Origin of the sequence: Alkalihalobacillus sp. BA299, from assembly GCF_017745675.1 — a bacterium.
Classification (GTDB): domain Bacteria; phylum Bacillota; class Bacilli; order Bacillales; family Bacillaceae_F; genus Alkalihalobacterium.
Genome location: NZ_JAFLJM010000001.1, coordinates 197,706 through 217,036, shown reverse-complemented (window position 1 = coordinate 217,036; position 19,331 = coordinate 197,706). Strand labels below are relative to the sequence as shown.

Genomic DNA, 19,331 nt, shown 5'->3' with positions numbered 1-19,331 from the left:
CCCCTTGAGAAAAATTTACATTATACGTTAACGTTACTCTTCATTTGTTCAACGACCAATTTTTTCAACTCATTTTCGTTAAATGGCACAATGACATTTAACGCGAGTTCTCGTTTTTCTTCTAACAAATGATGCATGAGTTGTTCGACTGTTCCTTGGGGAAGTTCTCCGAATCTTGTGTACAAGGTCATTTTGAATTTTAGGAACTTGGTCCATAGATAACTCCTCGTATTGAAGAACCACTGCACCTGGGTATCCGTATAATTGCCTTAAGCACATTAAATATTGACTAAACTTAATCTTCACCCGTGAATATGTCGTTCTTTTCTTCATTGAATTGGTTAGCAATATAGTTTCTTATTGTTTCTTCATCTACTGTTCCTACTGTGGAATAAATTTTTATAAAGATTGATCAAGTTAGTTTTAAAAGCTGTTAAACATTAAAATCCATCATTTACAAGCTTATTAAGCATTTCATCTTGACGATCTTTAATTGTATCAATTGTCCAGTCATCACTTGTTTGAATAAAGATTTTACTGCCGCTAAAGACATCAATTCGTTTCTTTAGATACCGTTTCTTCTTCTCTACAAAATCAAGGTTATTTAACTGTGTATTTTTTCTCATACTTATCAATGTTAAATTCCCTAATTTATGTACCCATTCTTTTCTATCTTCTTCACTAAACACTTGTACCCATTTAGAATCAGCCTTTGGATTTTGTGGCAGTATATGCTCTACACTAATTGTTTTATAATCAGACAGATGGACGGTATGATCGCTAATTAAAAATTCATACTTAAGCAAAATATATCTCGCAAAACGTCTACCGTATACATTCCTACTTAAAACTTGACGTAGATACACTTTATCGATAGTAAACAATTCTTCATTTCGAATTAATTCTTCGGAATCTGTAGTTGCCTCTATTTGTTTTAAAATTTTGTTCATATTATCAATACGTTGTGTTGGAGTTAATTGTGAGATCCAATCACCAGTAAATTTATTCTCTAACCGTTTTAGAAATGTAGTAAGATGTTCCTTTCCATATTTAGAGTAAAAATAAAAGAGTGGTGGAATCCAATCTCTTGAGGGGAGACCTATAAGCATTATAGTCACTAAATTTTTGTATTCATTCGTAATCTCGCTTGTCTCGAAATTTAATAATTTATCATAATACAGCTTATATTTTTTGAATAAGTCAATCGTTGGTTTACCCTTTTTCAACACTTGCTTTCCATAAATTTTCTCTTCAAATTCATCTAATAAATTAGACCTTGCCTTATCTTTGACAATAATTGTTCTTACAAAAGAAATAAACCTATCAAATTCATCATCTAGTTGCCCTTCCATCTCTTCCCATGCTTTGGCATACAACTTACTCTCATTTTCATCTTCAATCGCACCGATATTAATTGACTTTAGAATATCGGAACTAGTTAATGGTAATCCTCGATTGTTTAAGATAGTAAAAAGTCGAAATGCATCTTCACGATTTTCTGTAGAAACATATATAAAAACCACTTTCTTAAATAGAAACTGAGCAAAATCAGTAATCTCTTCTTCGGATTTTGTCCCAAAAAATTCCGATAAAACTAAAATAGTATTAGCCATATTCTTAATAGTAAGCTGCTCTGATTCTTTTAAAATGTCTTCTAGTTCATTTACCTTTTTTGTACCATCAACCTTTTTGATATATGTATTCACAAATTCATCGACTTCACCACGAATTTTATATACAATTCGCTTTCTTGCAGGGACACCAGCAAATGGATTTTCTTCTTGATAAATATTTTTTGAACAAAATTCGATTAGTAAATTATTCGAAACATTGTCGCGAATAACCCCCATTAATAAAAACAAAGTTGTTAGGCGTTGTTGACCATCCAATATCTCATATTCATCAAAATTAGTATTATTTAAATTTTTCAATACAAGTGAACCTAAAAAATATTCACTGTCCTTCTTATTTTCAAAAGCAAACCATAAATCATCCAATAGTTCATTTACTTGGTCACTATCCCAAACATAGGCCCTTTGATACTCAGGGACTACAAACCAAAAGTCTGAAAATATAGTTGTAATATTACTCTTTTTTGCATCTATTTCGTTTTTGGTTATCGGCATTATACTCCCCCCAATAAACCTATAGTAACAGATATAAATATACTATTATATTATACCCACAAACAACGCCCTTTTTACAAATTATACTAAATGGCAATTCGATAATCCCTATAAAAGATGCAAAAGAATTCTTCAATTACCTGCTTAACTTATACTTATTCATCTAGAAATAAGTAAATAACTCGACTCACCTTCTTAAATGATCCAAAGATTTTATTTGAGCATTTGTGGAACTCTTTGCCCAACGAAAAACTTCCTGTGAAATAACCCCATTAATTCAATCCATCATGGAGTCCATACCGTATCAAACCCATTTTTAATGGAATAATCATAAAGCATAATGATTTTCTTGTGCTTGTAGTTTTTCATTAAATTTGTGATAGTAGCGTCCTCTTTTTTATCATTTAACTCGTCATTCCGTTCGATGATGTACTCCAGGTAGTTCCTCTTTGGTAACTTATCACTTTTGGAACTGTTACATTTGTTACAGGATAAAACAAGGTTCCAGATATGATCCGACTGGACAAACGACCATGGAATAAAGTGATCGACATGTGTTTCTCTCTTCGCTCCAGTAAGAGTCTTACTACAATAAAAGCAATCTGCATTAAAGTAATGTAGTAATACTTTTTCAAATGGACGTAATGAGGAACGCCTTGCAATGCTTTCTACCTTTCCAAGTAGATAATTAATACTTGGGACTTCATTTAATTCTTCAATCATTGTCGCCATATGATAGTTCGTAAGGTTCACAATAAGCCTTTGATAATTTAGCATGAAACTATGAACAGCTGCATTTAACTTTAAGACCTCTTGTTTATGATCAAATGCGTAGAATTTCCCCCTTGTGTCTCCATAGAGTGCACCGTAAACATTTTCTTTCATTGTTGTTTTAACTTGTCTTACTAGTCTCACCTGTAAAGTTTCATCGATTTTATCGAAGATCATTTCTGACGGAATTGAATGCTTAGTTTGTTCCTCTTTAATGATCGTCACTACTCTTGCAGTTTTCCCTCTATTTTGATGGATCAATTGGTGATGCACAATTAAGTTCCAATAAATCTTAGTAAAGGAGAACGCTAATTGGTCATATGTCAATTCAAATTGATCATTCACCTGGTACAGGTTTTCAATTAGAGATTTTACTAAAGCATATTTATATGTAGAGGATTTCACCGATTTACTAGATAGGACGACTGTAAATATTCGCCAAATCTCTTCGTCCGTCAAATAGAATTCTTTTAACTCACCGACCTTTAATTTATGACTCATTACACCCCTCCTAAACGGACCACCAATTATAAAAAGAAGATGATTTTACTCATCATCCACATCAATTAGGAAAACCCTCTTCTGAAAGCCTCCTCTATCATCTGCTTTCTTTTTTCGTATTGACTCCACTTCCTCCATGGCGGATCCATGAACTTTCGCAAGACTATGTATAATTTCAAGCACATCGGCCAGCTCTTCGATGGCTTGTCCATCGGTTTGCGCTTCTTGGTATTCGGCGATTTCTTCATTTAACTTCATTTTTAATTCTTTTATGTATTCCACATCATCCAACTGCTTTGTGTGGTAGCCTTTTCCCGTAGCTTGAATGATTTCAGGTATTTTATCGCGAACGAGTTTGTTATAAATTGGCATAAGAAAACCTTCCTTTTTATGTAGATATTTACAGTTTAGCATAGTGGTTTAGTAGCGTGAAGGCGGAGTTATAGCATTACCTATGTTTGTGTACACTCAAAACCCTCCTTTTACTTTTTACAAAACAAAAAGCTTGTAGACTCGTCTGAATACAACTTGGAGGTTCGTTGATGTCACAGAAACTAAAACTGTATAAGTGAATAGAGTAGACCAAAAAAGGCCTACTCTACTTGAAAGTATATAATATGAAAAAGTTTCAATATCTTTCTTTACCCATTCTACTAATTGATCAAGTATCCAATCCTTTACTACTTTTTTATATTATTCTTAAGGGCCTTTAGTCTATTTAATACCACTACGAAAAATCCTATATCAATTAGTCTTGCGATGGTACCTGAGGAAAACCTTTCTTTTCTAATAATTGTTGTTCACAGTTTTCGAATTTCATCGATAGATGCCTTTGTAATTAAATGGGGATCTATTATATATTTTTCTCCTTCCGTCTGCCAAACGGGCCAATCGAATCCTGACATTATAAAGTCTTCAGAGTATAACAATTCTATAAAACTGTTTACTTCTTCTGAATAAATATATGGGTCAACTGAACCAGGTTTTTCAATATAATATTTGGGTTTTGCTGAATTAAAATATTCTGTATATACTAAAACCCTATTATAATTCTCAATCGTCAATTATTTTTCCATTCATCTCACCTCAAGTTCAATCCCTCAGACTACACAAAAATTGTAAAGTAAATGAGTATGGTGGCAAAAAACTAATCCCTCAACTTAAACCACACTTCCGCATCGGTTCGTCGTTGGAAGGCTGCGAGTGGATTGTCGTCATTTTTGTCGACAAGGAAATACGTATAGCCTTCGCGCTCAGCTCCTGCATACATTTCATTACTTAGCGACGGCTCTACTCCAGAAACGGAAATAAAGTCGTCATACGTATTGCCAGCACTGCTCACTGCATCAAATAAAGCCTGGTGCAGATCGAATGGCTCTTCTTCAACTTCTAGTACTTTTACATAAAATTTAGCTAATATATATTCCTGATCATCAGCTGGCTCTTCGTTAAATTGGTTGCCTTCGCGGACCATATTCCAAGCTTCATCGCCGCTAATGACTTCTTGAAATTCCATTTCTAAATGAACTTGCCCATGTAACCAGTCGTAGTAGTTCAATGTAATGCGTTCTCCAATTGTAAGTGGATTCGCACGCGTCCCGATATCTTTTTCTTTATTATCTGAACTGTCTGCTTCAACTTCTTGTTCAGGTTCAAATGTTTCTAGTATTTCCTCTGGCGGCGTTTCTGAACTTAATAATGCTCTCATGTCGTAAAAGGCTTGGCGCATGTCTTCATCTTCTGTTATCGGGCTGAAAAACCAGCCGATTTTATCATCTAAAACAAAGAAGATTCGTTCATGAATCGATCCTGCTTCACTTTGTTCTCTTGTTAGTGTGATGATGCCTTTTTCACCGTCTTCTTCATGCTGAACCGATTCGATAACGGAAAACTGATTCATATCAATCGTTGTAATGTCATTCTCATCTGAAAATCCGCTCATAAGGTAAAAAAAGTCCTGTACATCTGGGTGAATGTAATTGTCAACCGCCTGCTCACGCAAGTCAGCATCCGCAGAAAAGAAATCTTGAACAAAGCTTTTAATCATTTGTTCTTCAGCAGTAAGGCTTTCTTTTTCTTCTAGCCAATTCGTTTCTTTTTCTTCACTTGCTTGTGTTTCATTATCTACCTTTTCGATCTTGGCTTCCTCGCCACATCCCGTAACTATTAATGTCGCTGTAACTAAAGAAATAAATAAAAATGATAATTTCTTCATTTGTTATCCCTCCATGAATTTTATTTACAATGATAGGATAACAACCATAATTGACATATAATTGTCAGCGAACAAATGTTTTACATACTTTTTTTTACAATTTTTCATTTTGGTATGTTTCTAGCCAGTTTAAGAGCGTTTGTTTCATTTTTTTACGATATTCTACAGGTTCAAGAATTTCTGCATCGCTTCCGTATTGCATGATCCACTGTAAAAACTCACGGTCATGATTGAGCGTGACTTCAAAAAGTAAACTTCCATCTTCTTTTTCCGTTAATTTCGGTTTCACAAAAAGTTCTTCTTCTTTTACGTAGCGAGCAATGTTTTTATGGAATAACACTTTAAAATGGATCTTTTCTGTCCCTTGGATAATCGACCAAGTATGTTTAAAGTATTCTTTAATATTGAAGTCTTGCTTCTTGAACGTCTGCTCAGTTTGTTTTACTTCAAGAAAGCGGCTCATTCTGAACGTGAGGAATTTCTCTTTTTCATGGCAATAAGCTATCAAATAAAATCGGTGATCCCGTGGAATTAAATAATACGGATCAAGTGTACGAGATGTCGTTACATTACGACTTTGTGTATGATAAACGACTTCTAATGTCCGAGAATGTATGATGGCTTGGATGACTGGTGATAAAAAATTATTTTGCTGTTCTTGAAAGGCGGGAGTTCCCATTTGAATAATAGATACCATTTGCTGAAGAATGTTATGTAGGTCTTTCTTTTCCTTATGGTGGGTTGCCATCACTTTTTCATAGGCTGTATAAAAGTCAGGTGGTATTAAGTGACTTAATTGATCTAGAATTTGTGGAAGCATCCCAAAAGCAACTGCTTCTTCATCTGTCCAGTCTAGTGGATAAATCGAAAAGTTTCCAAGATAATTATACCCTTTCCCGTAACCCTCGTTCGTGATCGGAATGTGAGCTGCACTTAATAGATCTAAGTCTCGATAAATCGTACGATCCGTTGTTTCGCATTTTTCCGCTAATTCTTTGGCCGTTATACCTGGACTTGCTTGAATTGCAACGATAATGCGAACAAGTCGAATTAACCGTTCGGACATGGAACCATCCTTTCATCATAAGATCATGTTCCTTCCTTTAACCTATTATTCTTATAGTTTTACCATTCATCTGCGACGCCTAATTTGGCAATGAGATCCTTAAATCTTCTAAATTCACTTATAGAATAAAAGGCTTCGCCGTCCGTGGAAATGTGTCCTCCATTTTCACCAATTCCCACATATTCGTTCGCCCAGTGGAGATTTTTCCAGAAAAAATCAATCCTTCTTCGACATATTCCATTTGTAACTCTGCTCCATTAATGGTGTATTCCGCTCTTTTCTTTGCTTTGGTGCCCTTTTGTAAGGACGCGAGTAGAGTTACACGGAAGCTTTGTTTGTTGGCCTTTTTAATTTCAAATAACCCTTCTACCGTTTCACTATCAAGCAAGATTTCACCTTTTAGCAGTTTTGCCACCTCGTTCATTTGACCATTAAAACCTCTGAAGTAATTGGGGAAAAACGAATTTGGTAATTGTACCGCATGGATGAACTGCTTTTCTTCTTCTTTTAAAAAGTGAGCTAAGCCAGGCCACAAGTCTGTTTTCTTTTTTCGCTTCATCCATTGAACAAAGGCTTTCAGAGTGCTAATGAGATCGGTTATTTGGGTTTTCGTCATCGTCTCATACATGTCAAAATATTCTTTGGAGAGCAGTTTTATCCATGAGTTCTCATCGAGTTCATGGAGACTGAACATTTGATTCCTTTTTAGAACTTCATTAATGTCATGTAAACTTTCGCGATACTTTCGAACGGTATTTTCTTTTTTTCCTGCTGTTTTCTCCTTATAAAAAGCTAGGAAGTCCTCTGCATATGCCGGAAGATGCTCCAAACCTAGCTCCTCAAGGGTGTGGATGTCTTCTTCTTGAATTTGACTATTTTGATCCTCAAGCAATGCCGCAAACACTTCAGCGGAATACTCCATCATTACTTTTTTATAAGACCACCCTGTTTCCTTCATGAGTGACTCCACTTTCATTTTTGCTTGTGAGACATGGATAGGGCTCATAAATACTCTCACACCATTGAAATAATACTTGTCTTGATGAAGTTCAAGTAGTCCCACGGTACCGTAATACGGTCCGATTTGACTCGGGACATTTTCATTCAATCTAGCAGCGGGATACGTTTTTTTCGTGATTACATCTTCAAAAAGGATGGTATCTTCCGTATATTCAATCGCATGAACGAGGCAAAACGGCAGACTCGCCCACGTCATAGCCATCGTCTTCAAGTTCGGTTCTAATTGGCTGCTTTTTTCCTTGTAAAACCACTCGATTCCCCGTAGACCATTCTCATACTGGTGCATAAATAAGCTATAAAAATGAAACATAAGCGGTTTTGCATCTTCATTTACATAATTCTTTGTCCTTTTATCAAAGATTGCTTCTAATTGTTCTAAATCACGACGATTCATCTGGCCCCATACAAACTCCGTCACCATTGTAACTACGACATGTTTTTGTTCATAAAAACGATCTTCTTTTAATCTATGTAAATCGATGACATTGTTTTTCGCCATACAACATTTTTTATATTTTTTTCCACTACCACATGGACATGGTTTATTACGACTTACACTCATTTACATACTCCTCTATTTCTTAATTGAATATTCTACTAATTATTTTAGCATTGTAACCGTCACAGTGACATCTCGGAATTTGTAGGAGAGAGGTTAACTATTCGTAAAGCTAGTTATCGCAATGGAAAAGACTGTCCCCTAATACTAGTAATACTCTAGTTGTTTAGAAGGCAGTCCCTATGTTTATTTTATTAACTTTGCCACTCATCCCAATAAATGTTGATATATTCTGTTTAATTTGAATTATTTTTTATTTTAGAATTAATCACACTTTCTGGTTGTTCTTCCATCGTAAAAGCTGTTAAGTTCGCTTCATTTCTTCTCATTTTTTCAGTATAGTCATTCTTTTCCATCTGTCTTTCTCCTTTCTATCTGCACACTCTTTATTATTCCACCGATATTTGATTTTATTTTGATAAAAACAGGTGATACTGAAGCCGAAAGGAGTGAAATGTCGATGACAAATATTATCGATGGAATGGGCCAAGCTAGGTTCAACTCAGGTAATCCTAAAAGTCAAAATCCCGAGAAAAAGTGGGGATAATAATAAAGGAACGGAATACAACTCCAAACGTGGCAGTAAATCGCAATTAAAGCATCCAAATAATCATTAAAAAAAGCTGTCCACTACAAAACTTCATTATGACTATTCTCTAAAAGCAATTAAAGAACATTTCGGTAGTAAGCCGCTGCAGGAAATCATGCGCCATGACTACCATTTATTTTTAAATAAATTTGGAACAAACAAGTCTCTCGAAACAGTAGAGAAATCAAATGCACACATCCGCGGATGCGTACAAGATGCAGTAGAAGAACATATTATTTCAAAAGATTTTACTAGGAAAGCTGTATTAATATTTTACTTTATTGTTACACATTTCCATTATATGGCCTAGATTGTTGAATATCCTAATGAATAGTATGATTGTACTACGCAGCAAATGACTCTGTTGTTTTTCATCTTTCTTCTTCAACATTCGCACCCCGTTCGATAAAAAGACTTCTTTCTGAGGTCATCTATCTGCTGGAAAAGCTGATTCTTTTTTTGTTTCTTGGACCTTTTGGGTACTAAGGACAAAACTAATGATTGCAGCAATGCTACAAACATACGGGAGGAAAGGGTATCCCCAATTAGATATGACATAACCACCAATCATTGAACCAATGGTAATACCAATATACAGAGCAGTATTATTCCACGCCATAACAATTCCTCGTTCCTTTGGATATTCGACTGCTAATCGTGCTTGGTATGATGTAAATCCTGCATACCCAACCAAAGCCCATATGAATAGAAAGAAATAAATCCAATCGCCAGATGAGAAGAATATACCTAAACAAACGAGTATTAGAGTCAAAAAAATTAGCGTAGCTTTCGAAATCTTACTTTCTCCAAACCTATCTGTGAATTGTCCACTTATAAGACTTCCTAATACAGCACCGATACCATAAAAAGTAACAGCTAATGCAATTTCTGATGATGAGAATCTATTTTCGGAATAAAGAGCCGCACCTAAGTAAACATATAGAGCATACATTGAAATCGCCCAAATGGTTGTAACACTTACCGAACCGAGTATTCTTAGCAGATTTCCTTCTAAGCGATTTCTTGTTAAATCGCTTTTAGGAACAGATTTCCATGTTTTGAAATTCACTACTGCCAATATTGTTCCTATAATAGCCATTACAACAAATACTGAACGCCAACCAAGAATAAGCTCTAGTAACGTACCGAATGGAGCTCCTGCCCAAAGAGCTGTTAAATGTCCCGAAACAACAATAGAAAGCCAAGTTCCTCTCCGATTTGATGGTGCAATATCACCAATAATTGCATAAATCAAAGGGGTGATCGCAGCAACGGACAAACCAGCTAAAATACGACTAATGATTAACCAGGCAAAAGAAGGTGAAAAAGCAGTTAAGGCATTAGAGAAAGTAAATAATATTAACCCAAACGTAATAAAAATCCCTCTTCCTTTTTTGTCTGAAGCCCAACCAAAGAAGGGTGCTGCAATAGCATATGTTACAGCAAAAACAGTTACCATCCACCCTGTCATCGCTGAACTAACATTATACGCTTCCGAAATGAACGGTAGCAAAGGAGACACTACAAATAAATCAGTCCCCATTAGAAACAAAGTAATCCAACCAACAATTAAACTTGCTCTCCCTCTCAACCCCATTACATCCCCCATTTACATTTATTATTACATGTATATTTTTCAGAGTTATAAAAAGGACTTCTCGGTCAAGTAAATGCTTCTTTAGTAATAAAAGACCGCCATTTTGGCGATCTTATTGTTCTGTTAATGCTATCCTTTAGTTTAATAATTTAGACTTTGATAAACACACTACTCACTAAGCATACTCTCCAATTTATTCTTCACTAGCATCCATTCTTTGTCAATTACACTGTAAAACACAGTGTCTCTAAAATAACCGTCATGCATAATTATATGATTTCGATGCACTCCTTCTTTTACCGCACCAATCCGTTCAATCGCCTGCTGGGACCTCACATTTCGACTGTCTGTTTTGATCTGAACACGAATTGTACCAAGTGTCTCAAAGCAGTGTTTCAAAAGAAGATACTTACATTCTGTATTTATTCTAGTTCGCCAAACAGTTGGAGACAGCCATGTCCAACCAATTTCCAAGTTACGGTTTGGTATGGAGATGTTAAGAAAACGAGTGCTTCCCACAATTTTTTCCGAATCCTTATCCAAGATAACAAAAGGAAATTCACTTCCTTGCCCTCTCGCTTGAAGTGCTTCATTCACAAGATACTTCATATCTTCAATCGATTGAACTTTCATTGGCATGTATGCCCATATATCTGGATTGTTTCCCGCATCAAACAATTCCTGAATGTGATGAACTTCCAAAGGCAGTAAAATTACTCTTTCTCCTATTAGTTTTACTGGTGTTATCTCCATAATTCTTCTCTCCTTTTTAAAATATTGCACACTAATTCGTCTTTTTTATGACTTCTCCTTCTTATTCAGCTAAACTGGAAGCGTTACTTTAAGCATATTTCTTTACAAAGTCGACTAAAAAATAAAATCTTTGCTGCGTAGTATCAGTCTAATATGAAAAGACGACACATTGAATGCAATCGTCTCTTAGATGGTTAATCCATTACCAGTATCATTGTACAGTGCAGTAAATGACTCTGTTTTTTTCACCTGTCTTATTCGACGTAAGCATCGTTGAATAAGACAATAATATAGCTTTTATAGTAAAATATTAGTATTGGCAAAAGGAGGCTCATTCTTATGAATATTTTGCTTTTAGGTGCAACTGGACGAGTTGGAAGTCATATAGTTACTTACGCCCTGTACGACAGACACCATGTTACTGTATTAGTTCGTACTCCAGAGAAGATTCAAATAAATAATGAAAATTTAACCATTATTCAAGGGAATGTTTTAAATAAAGATGATATCGTACATGCAATGCATGGTAGTGATGTAGTTATTAGCGCACTAAATACTGATGGCATAACCACTCTATCAGAAAGTATGTCACTTATTATCGAGGCAATGGAAAATGAAGGTACAAAACGAATAATAACTATAGGAACTGCAGGTATCCTGCAAAGTAGAACCACGCCAAATTCTCTGCGTTATCAATCAAGTGAATCAAAGCGTAAGTCAACCCGTGCAGCGAAAGAACATCATAAAGTTTACGATATGCTCAAACAATCAACCCTCGAATGGACGATTGTTTGTCCTACCTACTTGCCGGATGGAGAAAGGATAGGCAAATATCGTATAGAGCGGAATTTTTTGCCGGAGGATGGAGTTGAAATATCCGTACCGGACACAGCAGAATTTACATTTAGACAGATTAAAACAAACGATTATATAAAATCACGTGTAGGTATCGCCTACTAATAATACTCTTATACTACTTTCGTATTGGGTTAGATCGTTTGTTGAAAAAGGAAATGAGATATGGAAACAATCTCCGCTCTTCCACTAAAGCATCCCTTTCTGTTATATCTAAAGTATGAATTAGAGTATTTAAAATCACAAGAAATTATAAGTAAAGGAGATGTTGTAAAAATTAACATCTCTTTTTTTACTAACCTGCGACGTTAAACAAAACGATCACTTTTAAAGTGACCGCCTTTAAAAATTATATTCCTTTACCAGTATATTTGTACTATGTAATAAAAAGGGGATCATTAAAATTGAAACAAAACATAGGAACGGAAACTCGTAATACGTCCGATTGTTGAAAAAAATATATATTTTTTTACGATCCTTGTTCAACTGACAATTATAAGTTCAATACCCCTTGATTCTTCAGAATATAATTGAATCATATATATGGGACACTCTAACCCCTTTCAAACACATAACATATCTTTCCAGAAGAGAAAATGGCTTTTAATAAATTCAAATAAATTTTTTTCGTACAAATTTACAAACTATTATGTTTTTTATTTTGGTTTTCTGATACCATTCATTACAAAGCTGATTACTTCTTCAATTTCTTTGTCACCGACATCTTCCTTATTCATTAATACAAAATTTGAAACAATAAAACCTCCTAATACAGTAAAGAGCATTTTTGCAACTTTGTCACTTGAGCTTTCGATTAAGTCGCCGCGTTCTTGGAAAACCTCAATTGCTTTGCTTAATCTTAATATGGCAATTTCATAAAATAAACTGCTTATTTCATTTTTTAACTCTTCTTGATAAATAATTTCTTTAAAAAAAATCTGAAAGATCTCTTTATTTTCAGAAATAAAATTCAAACGATTTTTTAAGAAATTCCTTAAAAATTGTTCAAATGTAGTTGTATTTTCAGTTAATGTTTGTTTAAGAACCTCACCTGCCATAGTAGGTGCGTTTTCCTTTATGAACGGAACAATTATAGAAAGCAATAAATTTTCTTTTGTTCCATAATGCTTAAAAATGGTCCCTTCTGATACCTCTGCAAATTTTGCTATTTCTGAAGTTGAAGTATTTGAATATCCTTTCTCTGCAAATAAGGTAATAGCTGCATTCACAATCTTCTGTTGTTTCACTGTTTGCTTTTTTGATTTTTTTATTTGAGCAATCATTTCATCAAACAACTTATTTCGTGACAAAATAACTCACTTCCCTTTACCCCAAATTTATAATTTGCGGTATTTTTTAAGAACAAATAAATTAATAGTAATAAATAGAGCGGCAAGTCCCATTAAAATATATAAATTATTAATAATATCAGAAAAACTTAACCCTTTGTACATAACTCCTATTAATGCGTCTCCTGCATAATATATAGGCATTATTTTTGAAAACATTTTTAACCAATTAGCCATACCTTCTAATGGGAAAATTCCAGAAAAGAATACTTGTGGGATAATCACTATTGGAATAAATTGAACCATTTGGAATTCAGACGCTGCAAAAGAAGATAGTAATAAACCAAGAGACAATGCAACAAGAGAAAGTAATAAATTTATTAATATAACATTCCATATGGAACCGATTAATACAATGTCTAACACATTTATAGCAAACAAAACAACAATAATGGTTTGGATGACAGCAAATACGCCGAAGCCTATTAAGTAAGCTACAACGATTTCTCCTCTTCTTATAGGCGTAGCCATTAATCGTTCTAATGTACCTGTCGTTTTTTCTTTCAACAACCCCATTCCAGAGATTAAGAAAACGAAAAAGAATACAAAAAAGCCGATTAGTATTGGACTCATTACATCAAAAAACTCAGTGTTTTCACTTCCATATAAATAATTTGTTTTGAGTGTATCTTGAGGAGACTGTTTCATTTGCAATTCACTTTTTTGCATCAACTGCGACTGAAGATTTGCACTTAATATTTGTTTTATTTTCATTTGTAATCCCTTTGATACGGTTGGGTCTTCATTCAGCAAGGTTAATGTTGTTTTATCATTATCTTCTTTTAAAAATGCATCTAAACCATGATTCTTAATGATACTTTCTGCACCAGAAACGTTTTCAAATTCCTTAACTATTATATCTGATTTTTCAAACTGATTTATTACTTCTTGATTAACATTTTCCACACCAATAATTGGGTCAACTGTTTTCCCGTTAAAAACTAAATTCATAAGGGTAAGAACTAACAATGGTACTATGAATAATAGAGCCATTGCTCGTTTGTCCCTTAACATTTGTTGGAAAATCCTTTTGATAACTGCAACTGTTCTCATAGATCTTTCCTCCCAGCATACAAGAATACTTCATCAAAATTATTAGCTTTATATTGTTCTTTCAATTCATTAGGCGTACCAGTCGCAATAAGTACCCCATCCCTAACCATTGCGATAAAATCACATCTTTCAGCTTCATCCATAACATGTGTGGTGACAATAATAGTTTTTCTTTCTTTATTTTTTAACCTGAATAGTTCATTCCAAATGTTAAATCTTAATTCAGGATCAATGCCAACAGTAGGTTCATCTAAAATTAGGATTTTCGGATTTTGTAATAGAGCAATCGCAAGGGACAGTCGGCGTTTCATTCCTCCAGAATAAGCTCCAACTTTTATATTAAGATGTTCTGTAAGGTTAACCAAATCTGCCGCATAGTTTAATCGTTGCTGCTTCTCTGTTTTATTCAGTTTATAAAGCGATGCAAAAAACATAAGGTTTTCTTTTCCAGTTAGTTCTGTGTATAAGGCATCCGATTGAGCCATATATCCTATTTCTTGTAAAAGTTTCAAATTAGGTATTTTTTTATCTAAAACTTGAACTGAACCTTTATCTGGAATATCCATACCGACAATCATCTTTACTAAAGTTGTTTTCCCAGCTCCAGAAGGTCCAATTAAACCGTAAATTCTTCCTTCTTCAGCACTAAAATTGATGTTATCTAGTACAACTTTATTACCAAAACTTTTACTTACATTTTTCATCGTAACAGTCTCTTTCATAAATGTCCTCCTCATTTTAAAGTGAGTAATTACGGAGTACTCTTTTTAATATAATACATCAAATCATTAAAAAAGTAAGTAATTACTCACTTTTTAGGATTTAAAAATTTTTTGTTGTAGTTACCATACTCTTGCAGGTCCGTTTTAAAGCACAGGGACGGTACTGCCGCTTCTTTTGTTTAGCCAAACGAAAGAAGCAAGAGCTCCGTCCCCTTGCTTCCCACCCGAAGACGTAAACGCGTTTTGGGCAATAATCGCATCCTTCGCTGCACTAACCGCAGCTGGATCGACTGGGTAAACAGGGGTGTCCAGTGAAAGTGTTACTGTTTTAGCTTGCTCGTTTTCAAAAATGAGCTCTAGCTTTTTCGTCATCCTAAGCCCTCCTTTCCTTTATTTTTCATAGAATTTAAGCTTCAAGAGAATACACATTATTTCGTTCAATCTTATACGGTGTCCAAGCCTGAAGTGGTGTTAACGCATCGGCTACAGCTTTCAACTGTTCGTCTGTTGACGCTGTTTTAATGTTATTAAAGCTCTTCGTTTTTAAGATCGGCTCCCCGATTTCGTTGACACCCGTTTCGAACACAATGATTAAGCGGGAGTTCGTTAGCATCGTTATCACCTCCTTTCACTCCGTATATATAGACTTCAGAGCAAAAGGGGTGAATGTGTTCGTCAAAGAAAAAAATTAACGGCCTTTCCCAAAAGAATAACAAGGAAAAGGCCGTTGCTTAATATACTCATATTTTATTGTCTCCTTGACAGGTTAAGTGTAAACTGTTTTCCTTAATCAGTGTCACGCCAATTAGGCCGATCATGGAGAAAACAACTGGAGTGATGAAACCGTAGTAATATCCATCAATTATACTACCCGAAACCGCCTGAAAATGATCCAATACTTTTCCAAAAATGCTTGGCAGCAAAACGGCACTTAAAAAACCACCTGTATTTGCAAACCCAGAGACAATGCCCGATTCTTTTATCGGAAAAGATTGCCGAACGGCAGCAAATGTTAACGCATTTGCCCCATATGCAAGACCTATAATAAAGAAAAGGGGAGTTAACAAGGAAAAAGGCGGGTTCCCATTAAAGAAAAGAAAGATGGACCAACTCAATAAAAGAATGAGGTGAACAATAACATATGGCTTTTTAATTGTTTCTAAACGGCTGGAAATCCAACTAGCCAGAGGAGCACCTATAAGTGCCCCGATCAGACCAATCATAATAAGCTGACTGGCATCTGAACGTGCCATTCCATATACATTCATTCCATAGAGCACTCCCCACGAACTGATAAATCCAACATACGTTCCGACAATCCCAAAGTGGCAAAAGAATAAAGCCCAAGCTTGCCGATTCGAAAAAATTCTTCGCAGTAAAACCAATATTTTTTCCCGTTGTACCTCTTTTCTTATAAATAAAGTTTGTTTTGGTTTTTTTAAGAGAACAAAATAAAGGAGAATAGCACATAAACATAGCATTAGACCTGCTGAAAAAAATGCTGCCCTCCAACCAAGGAAGTCAATTAATAAGGAGAAAGGAACTGTCGCCAAAAGAAAGCCGAGGCTTCCTGTCATTGCGGTAATACCAATTAACCGTGTAAATTCCTTAGCATTAAACCATTGGCTCAATATTAACACCATATTGACCCAGATGGTCGCATCCCCCGTGCCTATCAATATTCTTGCAAAGAATAAGATAAATTCATGCGTGCCAAGACTATAAATGATGGTACCTAGACCTGTCAGGATGGCACCCATAATTAGAAAAAAATTGGGTCCATAACGATCTGCCAAAAAGCCCATCGGAATTTGCAGCCCAGTGTACACAAAAAATTGGATACTTGTCAGTAACCCAATCGTTGTCGCTGTTACATTAAAATCCAACAATATTTGGTCCGTAATCAATCCCGGAGCGGTTCGTTGGCTCGACATGAATAAATAAGTAAACAATACAGAAGTAAATACAACCCATCTAAATCGACTATTTTGTTTATCCAATGATATCTACTCCTGTTAGGCTTTTACTCTATATATATGATTTTTAGTAACGATAGGAACGAGGATTTTCTTTCAAGAATTAACAGTTTAAATCGCACACAAAAATGCTCAAATAATCGTACATTATCTGAGCATTTTTGTGATGTCATCATATTTTTCTATTAAACTACAGCACCCATTAGTAAAATATTTTTTATGTCAGTCTTCCAATAAACCCTCCAACCAAATAACCTGCAAATAAAATAACAAAAAAAGCGCCTACATAAATAGCAATACGAATGAATGTACTCGAATATGATAAGAACAATACCATTCTGGAAGGGAGAATTTCATGATTCAAGTATCTGGGATGTCTTTTCAACCAAATGAATTGAACTTTGGAAGTATGGAAAAATTGATTATTCAACGAATGTCAGACACCCGTGTCTTATATTCCTATCCTTCTATCCATGAACTTTTGTTTGAGCTCAACCTTCGAAAAAACATTATAGAAAGTGCAAGACTAATGAATAATAGTCAAGCTGTGTTTACAACTTTTCAGTATGCTCAGTGTAATGATACCTACTGGAAATTAACAAAAGCAGGTGGCTTCCTGTTAAAGCCTAACGTAAGTCCATCGGATGCCATTCTGGACATTTATCAAAATAGTTCACAGTATGCATTTGAATGTGCAACAGCTTGTATCATCGTGTTTTACCATGCCGTACTAAAGAGTATTGGAAAACCTCTTTTTAACTCCCTCTTTCAAGAAATCTATTTATATAGCTGGCACGCTGACCCTGACCTCGGGATTTATACCTATTATGCGAATCATTTTTTACCTGGGGATGTTGTTTATTTCATTAATCCAGACTTTAATCCAAAAACCTCTTGGTATAGGGGTGTAAACGCTGTCGAGATGAGCGACGGAAAATTTTTTGGCCATGGTTTTGGAATAAAGACTGCTAAAGAAATGATTGAATTTTTGAATACACAAAGACGTCCAGAGAGTGATCAATCTGCTTATTTAACGAGATTGGTCACCAACCCTTCCTTTCAGCGTTTATCTAATTTATCAACTTATCAAAGAGGTCACGCACCTTATAAAAAACAACATATCGTCGCCCACCATAATAAAAACTCCATTTCCTTTCTACTCTATCTTACTTATCTGCAAAAAATGATTAGTCCATAAACTTGTGACATTCACCCATTTTCATGGCGGAACGGGACATTTTGAAACTAGGTGAGTATAATGTAGTGAATATATACAATATAGAAAGGAAGTATGAACATGGAGGCAAATGTTAATGCAGCACCTTATATGGGAGCTAACGTAAACGCGGCACCTTATATGGGAGCGAATATTCCGCCACACCCAACTTATATGGCTCCTAGTTATGGATACGGTTGTCCCGCACCTAGAACCGATAGCTTTGTGTTAATTGTTGTGTTGTTTATCTTATTAATCATTGTAGGTGCTTCTTACTATCCTAAATGCAAGTAAAAAGCTGAGCCTTTTAAAAACACTGATTACACAAACGAGAACATATTAGTTTAAATATGTTCTTGTTTGTGAGAAGTAATTTATTAATCGGAAATTGAAGTTACCAAACGGCCTCTCTTCGTTGGAGTAAATATAATCCGTGATTAATTAAATGAACTTTGGGATTTACATTTATAACTTCAGAAACGGATACAGACATATTAGGAAACATTAGTTTAGAATAGTTGCGTTTCCGGTTTCTTTTCTTTTAAAAATTACATGATCAAGAGCATATGCCTTTGAGCCATTGATCACAATAAATACTGCCATGGCCAAAAATGCTAAATCTAGTTCGTATCCAGCCATTTGACCATTTCCTAAAAAGCCAACAGCCAGTTTTGCTTTTACGATAGCTCCAACCATTAATAGGGCTAATAAACCAGATACAACTCTGCTAAATAAACCAAGAACTAACGCGATTCCACCAATGAGTTCTAATAATGCCACACCATAAGCTAAGAATCCTGGTAATCCAATGCTGTCAAACCAGCCAACTATATTTTCGATTCCACCTTGAAATTTCACTAATCCATGAACAAAGAATGTCAAACCTAATACAACTCTTAAAATTAATGTTCCAATTTCATGTTTATTTATCATTTCATTTTCCTCCTAATATGTTTATCTATG

19 protein-coding genes and 1 pseudogene are annotated in these 19,331 nt (G+C 34.9%); 4 read left to right on the top strand and 16 right to left on the bottom strand.

Annotated elements, in window-relative coordinates; all coding sequences use genetic code 11:
- Positions 1-440: 440 nt before the first annotated feature.
- The 7 genes and pseudogenes from J0N78_RS01030 to J0N78_RS01000 all read right to left on the bottom strand — a co-directional run bounded on the left by J0N78_RS01030 (position 441) and on the right by J0N78_RS01000 (position 8,261).
- The gene (locus J0N78_RS01030; RefSeq protein WP_247747044.1) at positions 441-2,126 is read right to left on the bottom strand and encodes a DUF262 domain-containing protein; all 1,686 of its coding nucleotides are present in this window, start codon (positions 2,124-2,126) and stop codon (positions 441-443) included.
- Between the two features lie 285 nt (positions 2,127-2,411).
- On the bottom strand, positions 2,412-3,398 hold the full coding sequence (locus tag J0N78_RS01025) for an HNH endonuclease (protein ID WP_209121145.1): 987 nt from the start codon (positions 3,396-3,398) through the stop codon (positions 2,412-2,414).
- A 45-nt stretch (positions 3,399-3,443) separates the two neighbouring features.
- Positions 3,444-3,770, bottom strand: a complete 327-nt coding sequence (locus J0N78_RS01020; RefSeq protein ID WP_209121144.1) for a nucleoside triphosphate pyrophosphohydrolase — start codon at positions 3,768-3,770, stop codon at positions 3,444-3,446.
- 308 nt (positions 3,771-4,078) lie between these two features.
- A pseudogene (locus tag J0N78_RS01015) lies at positions 4,079-4,462 on the bottom strand (DUF6508 domain-containing protein).
- 83 nt (positions 4,463-4,545) lie between these two features.
- Positions 4,546-5,613, bottom strand: a complete 1,068-nt coding sequence (locus J0N78_RS01010; protein ID WP_209121142.1) for a hypothetical protein — start codon at positions 5,611-5,613, stop codon at positions 4,546-4,548.
- Between the two features lie 94 nt (positions 5,614-5,707).
- Positions 5,708-6,679: a helix-turn-helix transcriptional regulator gene (locus J0N78_RS01005; protein ID WP_209121141.1), complete on the bottom strand. Its 972-nt coding sequence runs from the start codon at positions 6,677-6,679 to the stop codon at positions 5,708-5,710.
- 118 nt (positions 6,680-6,797) lie between these two features.
- Entirely contained in the window at positions 6,798-8,261 is a 1,464-nt protein-coding gene (locus tag J0N78_RS01000) for an SEC-C domain-containing protein (protein WP_209121140.1), read from the bottom strand.
- A gap of 701 nt (positions 8,262-8,962) precedes the next feature.
- Here J0N78_RS01000 and J0N78_RS00995 point away from each other — a divergent pair.
- Positions 8,963-9,157 (top strand): hypothetical protein, encoded by a 195-nt coding sequence (locus tag J0N78_RS00995; protein ID WP_209121139.1) that lies wholly within the window; start codon positions 8,963-8,965, stop codon positions 9,155-9,157.
- A 117-nt stretch (positions 9,158-9,274) separates the two neighbouring features.
- On the opposite strand, the gene J0N78_RS00990 is transcribed toward J0N78_RS00995, so the two are convergent.
- Together J0N78_RS00990 and J0N78_RS00985 are read right to left on the bottom strand one after the other, a co-directional pair.
- Entirely contained in the window at positions 9,275-10,444 is a 1,170-nt protein-coding gene (locus J0N78_RS00990; RefSeq protein ID WP_209121138.1) for an MFS transporter, read from the bottom strand.
- A gap of 168 nt (positions 10,445-10,612) precedes the next feature.
- Positions 10,613-11,197: a GNAT family N-acetyltransferase gene (locus tag J0N78_RS00985; protein WP_209121137.1), complete on the bottom strand. Its 585-nt coding sequence runs from the start codon at positions 11,195-11,197 to the stop codon at positions 10,613-10,615.
- 339 nt (positions 11,198-11,536) lie between these two features.
- Between J0N78_RS00985 and J0N78_RS00980 the strand changes: the two genes are divergently transcribed.
- Positions 11,537-12,157 carry an NAD(P)-dependent oxidoreductase gene (locus J0N78_RS00980; RefSeq protein WP_209121136.1) on the top strand — a complete coding sequence of 207 codons (621 nt, stop codon included), beginning with the start codon at positions 11,537-11,539 and terminating at the stop codon, positions 12,155-12,157.
- 551 nt (positions 12,158-12,708) lie between these two features.
- Here J0N78_RS00980 and J0N78_RS00975 read toward each other — a convergent pair.
- From J0N78_RS00975 to J0N78_RS00950, 6 genes are all read right to left on the bottom strand, one after another.
- Positions 12,709-13,362 carry a TetR/AcrR family transcriptional regulator gene (locus J0N78_RS00975; RefSeq protein ID WP_209121135.1) on the bottom strand — a complete coding sequence of 218 codons (654 nt, stop codon included), beginning with the start codon at positions 13,360-13,362 and terminating at the stop codon, positions 12,709-12,711.
- Positions 13,363-13,389: 27 nt separating this feature from the next.
- Positions 13,390-14,454, bottom strand: a complete 1,065-nt coding sequence (locus J0N78_RS00970) for an ABC transporter permease (RefSeq protein ID WP_209121134.1) — start codon at positions 14,452-14,454, stop codon at positions 13,390-13,392.
- Positions 14,451-15,176 carry an ABC transporter ATP-binding protein gene (locus tag J0N78_RS00965; RefSeq protein WP_209121133.1) on the bottom strand — a complete coding sequence of 242 codons (726 nt, stop codon included), beginning with the start codon at positions 15,174-15,176 and terminating at the stop codon, positions 14,451-14,453. Before J0N78_RS00965 ends, J0N78_RS00970 begins: the two co-directional genes overlap by 4 nt.
- A gap of 144 nt (positions 15,177-15,320) precedes the next feature.
- Positions 15,321-15,548 (bottom strand): DUF2922 domain-containing protein, encoded by a 228-nt coding sequence (locus tag J0N78_RS00960; RefSeq protein WP_209121132.1) that lies wholly within the window; start codon positions 15,546-15,548, stop codon positions 15,321-15,323.
- A gap of 34 nt (positions 15,549-15,582) precedes the next feature.
- The gene (locus tag J0N78_RS00955) at positions 15,583-15,789 is read right to left on the bottom strand and encodes a DUF1659 domain-containing protein (RefSeq protein ID WP_209121131.1); all 207 of its coding nucleotides are present in this window, start codon (positions 15,787-15,789) and stop codon (positions 15,583-15,585) included.
- Positions 15,790-15,916: 127 nt separating this feature from the next.
- Positions 15,917-17,176, bottom strand: coding sequence for an MFS transporter (locus tag J0N78_RS00950; RefSeq protein WP_209121130.1), 1,260 nt, complete (start codon positions 17,174-17,176; stop codon positions 15,917-15,919).
- A gap of 331 nt (positions 17,177-17,507) precedes the next feature.
- Between J0N78_RS00950 and J0N78_RS00945 the strand changes: the two genes are divergently transcribed.
- Both J0N78_RS00945 and J0N78_RS26050 read left to right on the top strand, forming a co-directional pair.
- Entirely contained in the window at positions 17,508-18,350 is an 843-nt protein-coding gene (locus tag J0N78_RS00945) for a protein-glutamine gamma-glutamyltransferase (RefSeq protein WP_209121129.1), read from the top strand.
- A 159-nt stretch (positions 18,351-18,509) separates the two neighbouring features.
- Positions 18,510-18,662: a YjcZ family sporulation protein gene (locus tag J0N78_RS26050; protein ID WP_374193847.1), complete on the top strand. Its 153-nt coding sequence runs from the start codon at positions 18,510-18,512 to the stop codon at positions 18,660-18,662.
- 210 nt (positions 18,663-18,872) lie between these two features.
- Here J0N78_RS26050 and J0N78_RS00935 read toward each other — a convergent pair whose 3' ends face one another.
- The gene (locus J0N78_RS00935; protein WP_209121128.1) at positions 18,873-19,301 is read right to left on the bottom strand and encodes a DoxX family protein; all 429 of its coding nucleotides are present in this window, start codon (positions 19,299-19,301) and stop codon (positions 18,873-18,875) included.
- Positions 19,302-19,331: the final 30 nt, after the last annotated feature.

Bases quoted from the DNA above. Each gene is read 5' to 3' on its own strand.
- J0N78_RS01030 (WP_247747044.1), bottom strand. From the start codon at position 2,126: ATGCCGATAACCAAAAACGAAATAGATGCAAAAAAGAGTAATATTACA.
- J0N78_RS01000 (WP_209121140.1), bottom strand. From the start codon at position 8,261: ATGAGTGTAAGTCGTAATAAACCATGTCCATGTGGTAGTGGAAAAAAA.
- J0N78_RS00955 (WP_209121131.1), bottom strand. From the start codon at position 15,789: ATGCTAACGAACTCCCGCTTAATCATTGTGTTCGAAACGGGTGTCAAC.
- J0N78_RS01025 (WP_209121145.1), bottom strand. From the start codon at position 3,398: ATGAGTCATAAATTAAAGGTCGGTGAGTTAAAAGAATTCTATTTGACG.
- J0N78_RS00980 (WP_209121136.1), top strand. From the start codon at position 11,537: ATGAATATTTTGCTTTTAGGTGCAACTGGACGAGTTGGAAGTCATATA.
- J0N78_RS00965 (WP_209121133.1), bottom strand. From the start codon at position 15,176: ATGAAAGAGACTGTTACGATGAAAAATGTAAGTAAAAGTTTTGGTAAT.
- J0N78_RS00990 (WP_209121138.1), bottom strand. From the start codon at position 10,444: ATGGGGTTGAGAGGGAGAGCAAGTTTAATTGTTGGTTGGATTACTTTG.
- J0N78_RS00960 (WP_209121132.1), bottom strand. From the start codon at position 15,548: ATGACGAAAAAGCTAGAGCTCATTTTTGAAAACGAGCAAGCTAAAACA.
- J0N78_RS26050 (WP_374193847.1), top strand. From the start codon at position 18,510: ATGGGAGCGAATATTCCGCCACACCCAACTTATATGGCTCCTAGTTAT.
- J0N78_RS00985 (WP_209121137.1), bottom strand. From the start codon at position 11,197: ATGGAGATAACACCAGTAAAACTAATAGGAGAAAGAGTAATTTTACTG.
- J0N78_RS01020 (WP_209121144.1), bottom strand. From the start codon at position 3,770: ATGCCAATTTATAACAAACTCGTTCGCGATAAAATACCTGAAATCATT.
- J0N78_RS00995 (WP_209121139.1), top strand. From the start codon at position 8,963: ATGCGCCATGACTACCATTTATTTTTAAATAAATTTGGAACAAACAAG.
- J0N78_RS01010 (WP_209121142.1), bottom strand. From the start codon at position 5,613: ATGAAGAAATTATCATTTTTATTTATTTCTTTAGTTACAGCGACATTA.
- J0N78_RS00935 (WP_209121128.1), bottom strand. From the start codon at position 19,301: ATGATAAATAAACATGAAATTGGAACATTAATTTTAAGAGTTGTATTA.
- J0N78_RS00945 (WP_209121129.1), top strand. From the start codon at position 17,508: ATGATTCAAGTATCTGGGATGTCTTTTCAACCAAATGAATTGAACTTT.
- J0N78_RS00970 (WP_209121134.1), bottom strand. From the start codon at position 14,454: ATGAGAACAGTTGCAGTTATCAAAAGGATTTTCCAACAAATGTTAAGG.
- J0N78_RS01005 (WP_209121141.1), bottom strand. From the start codon at position 6,679: ATGTCCGAACGGTTAATTCGACTTGTTCGCATTATCGTTGCAATTCAA.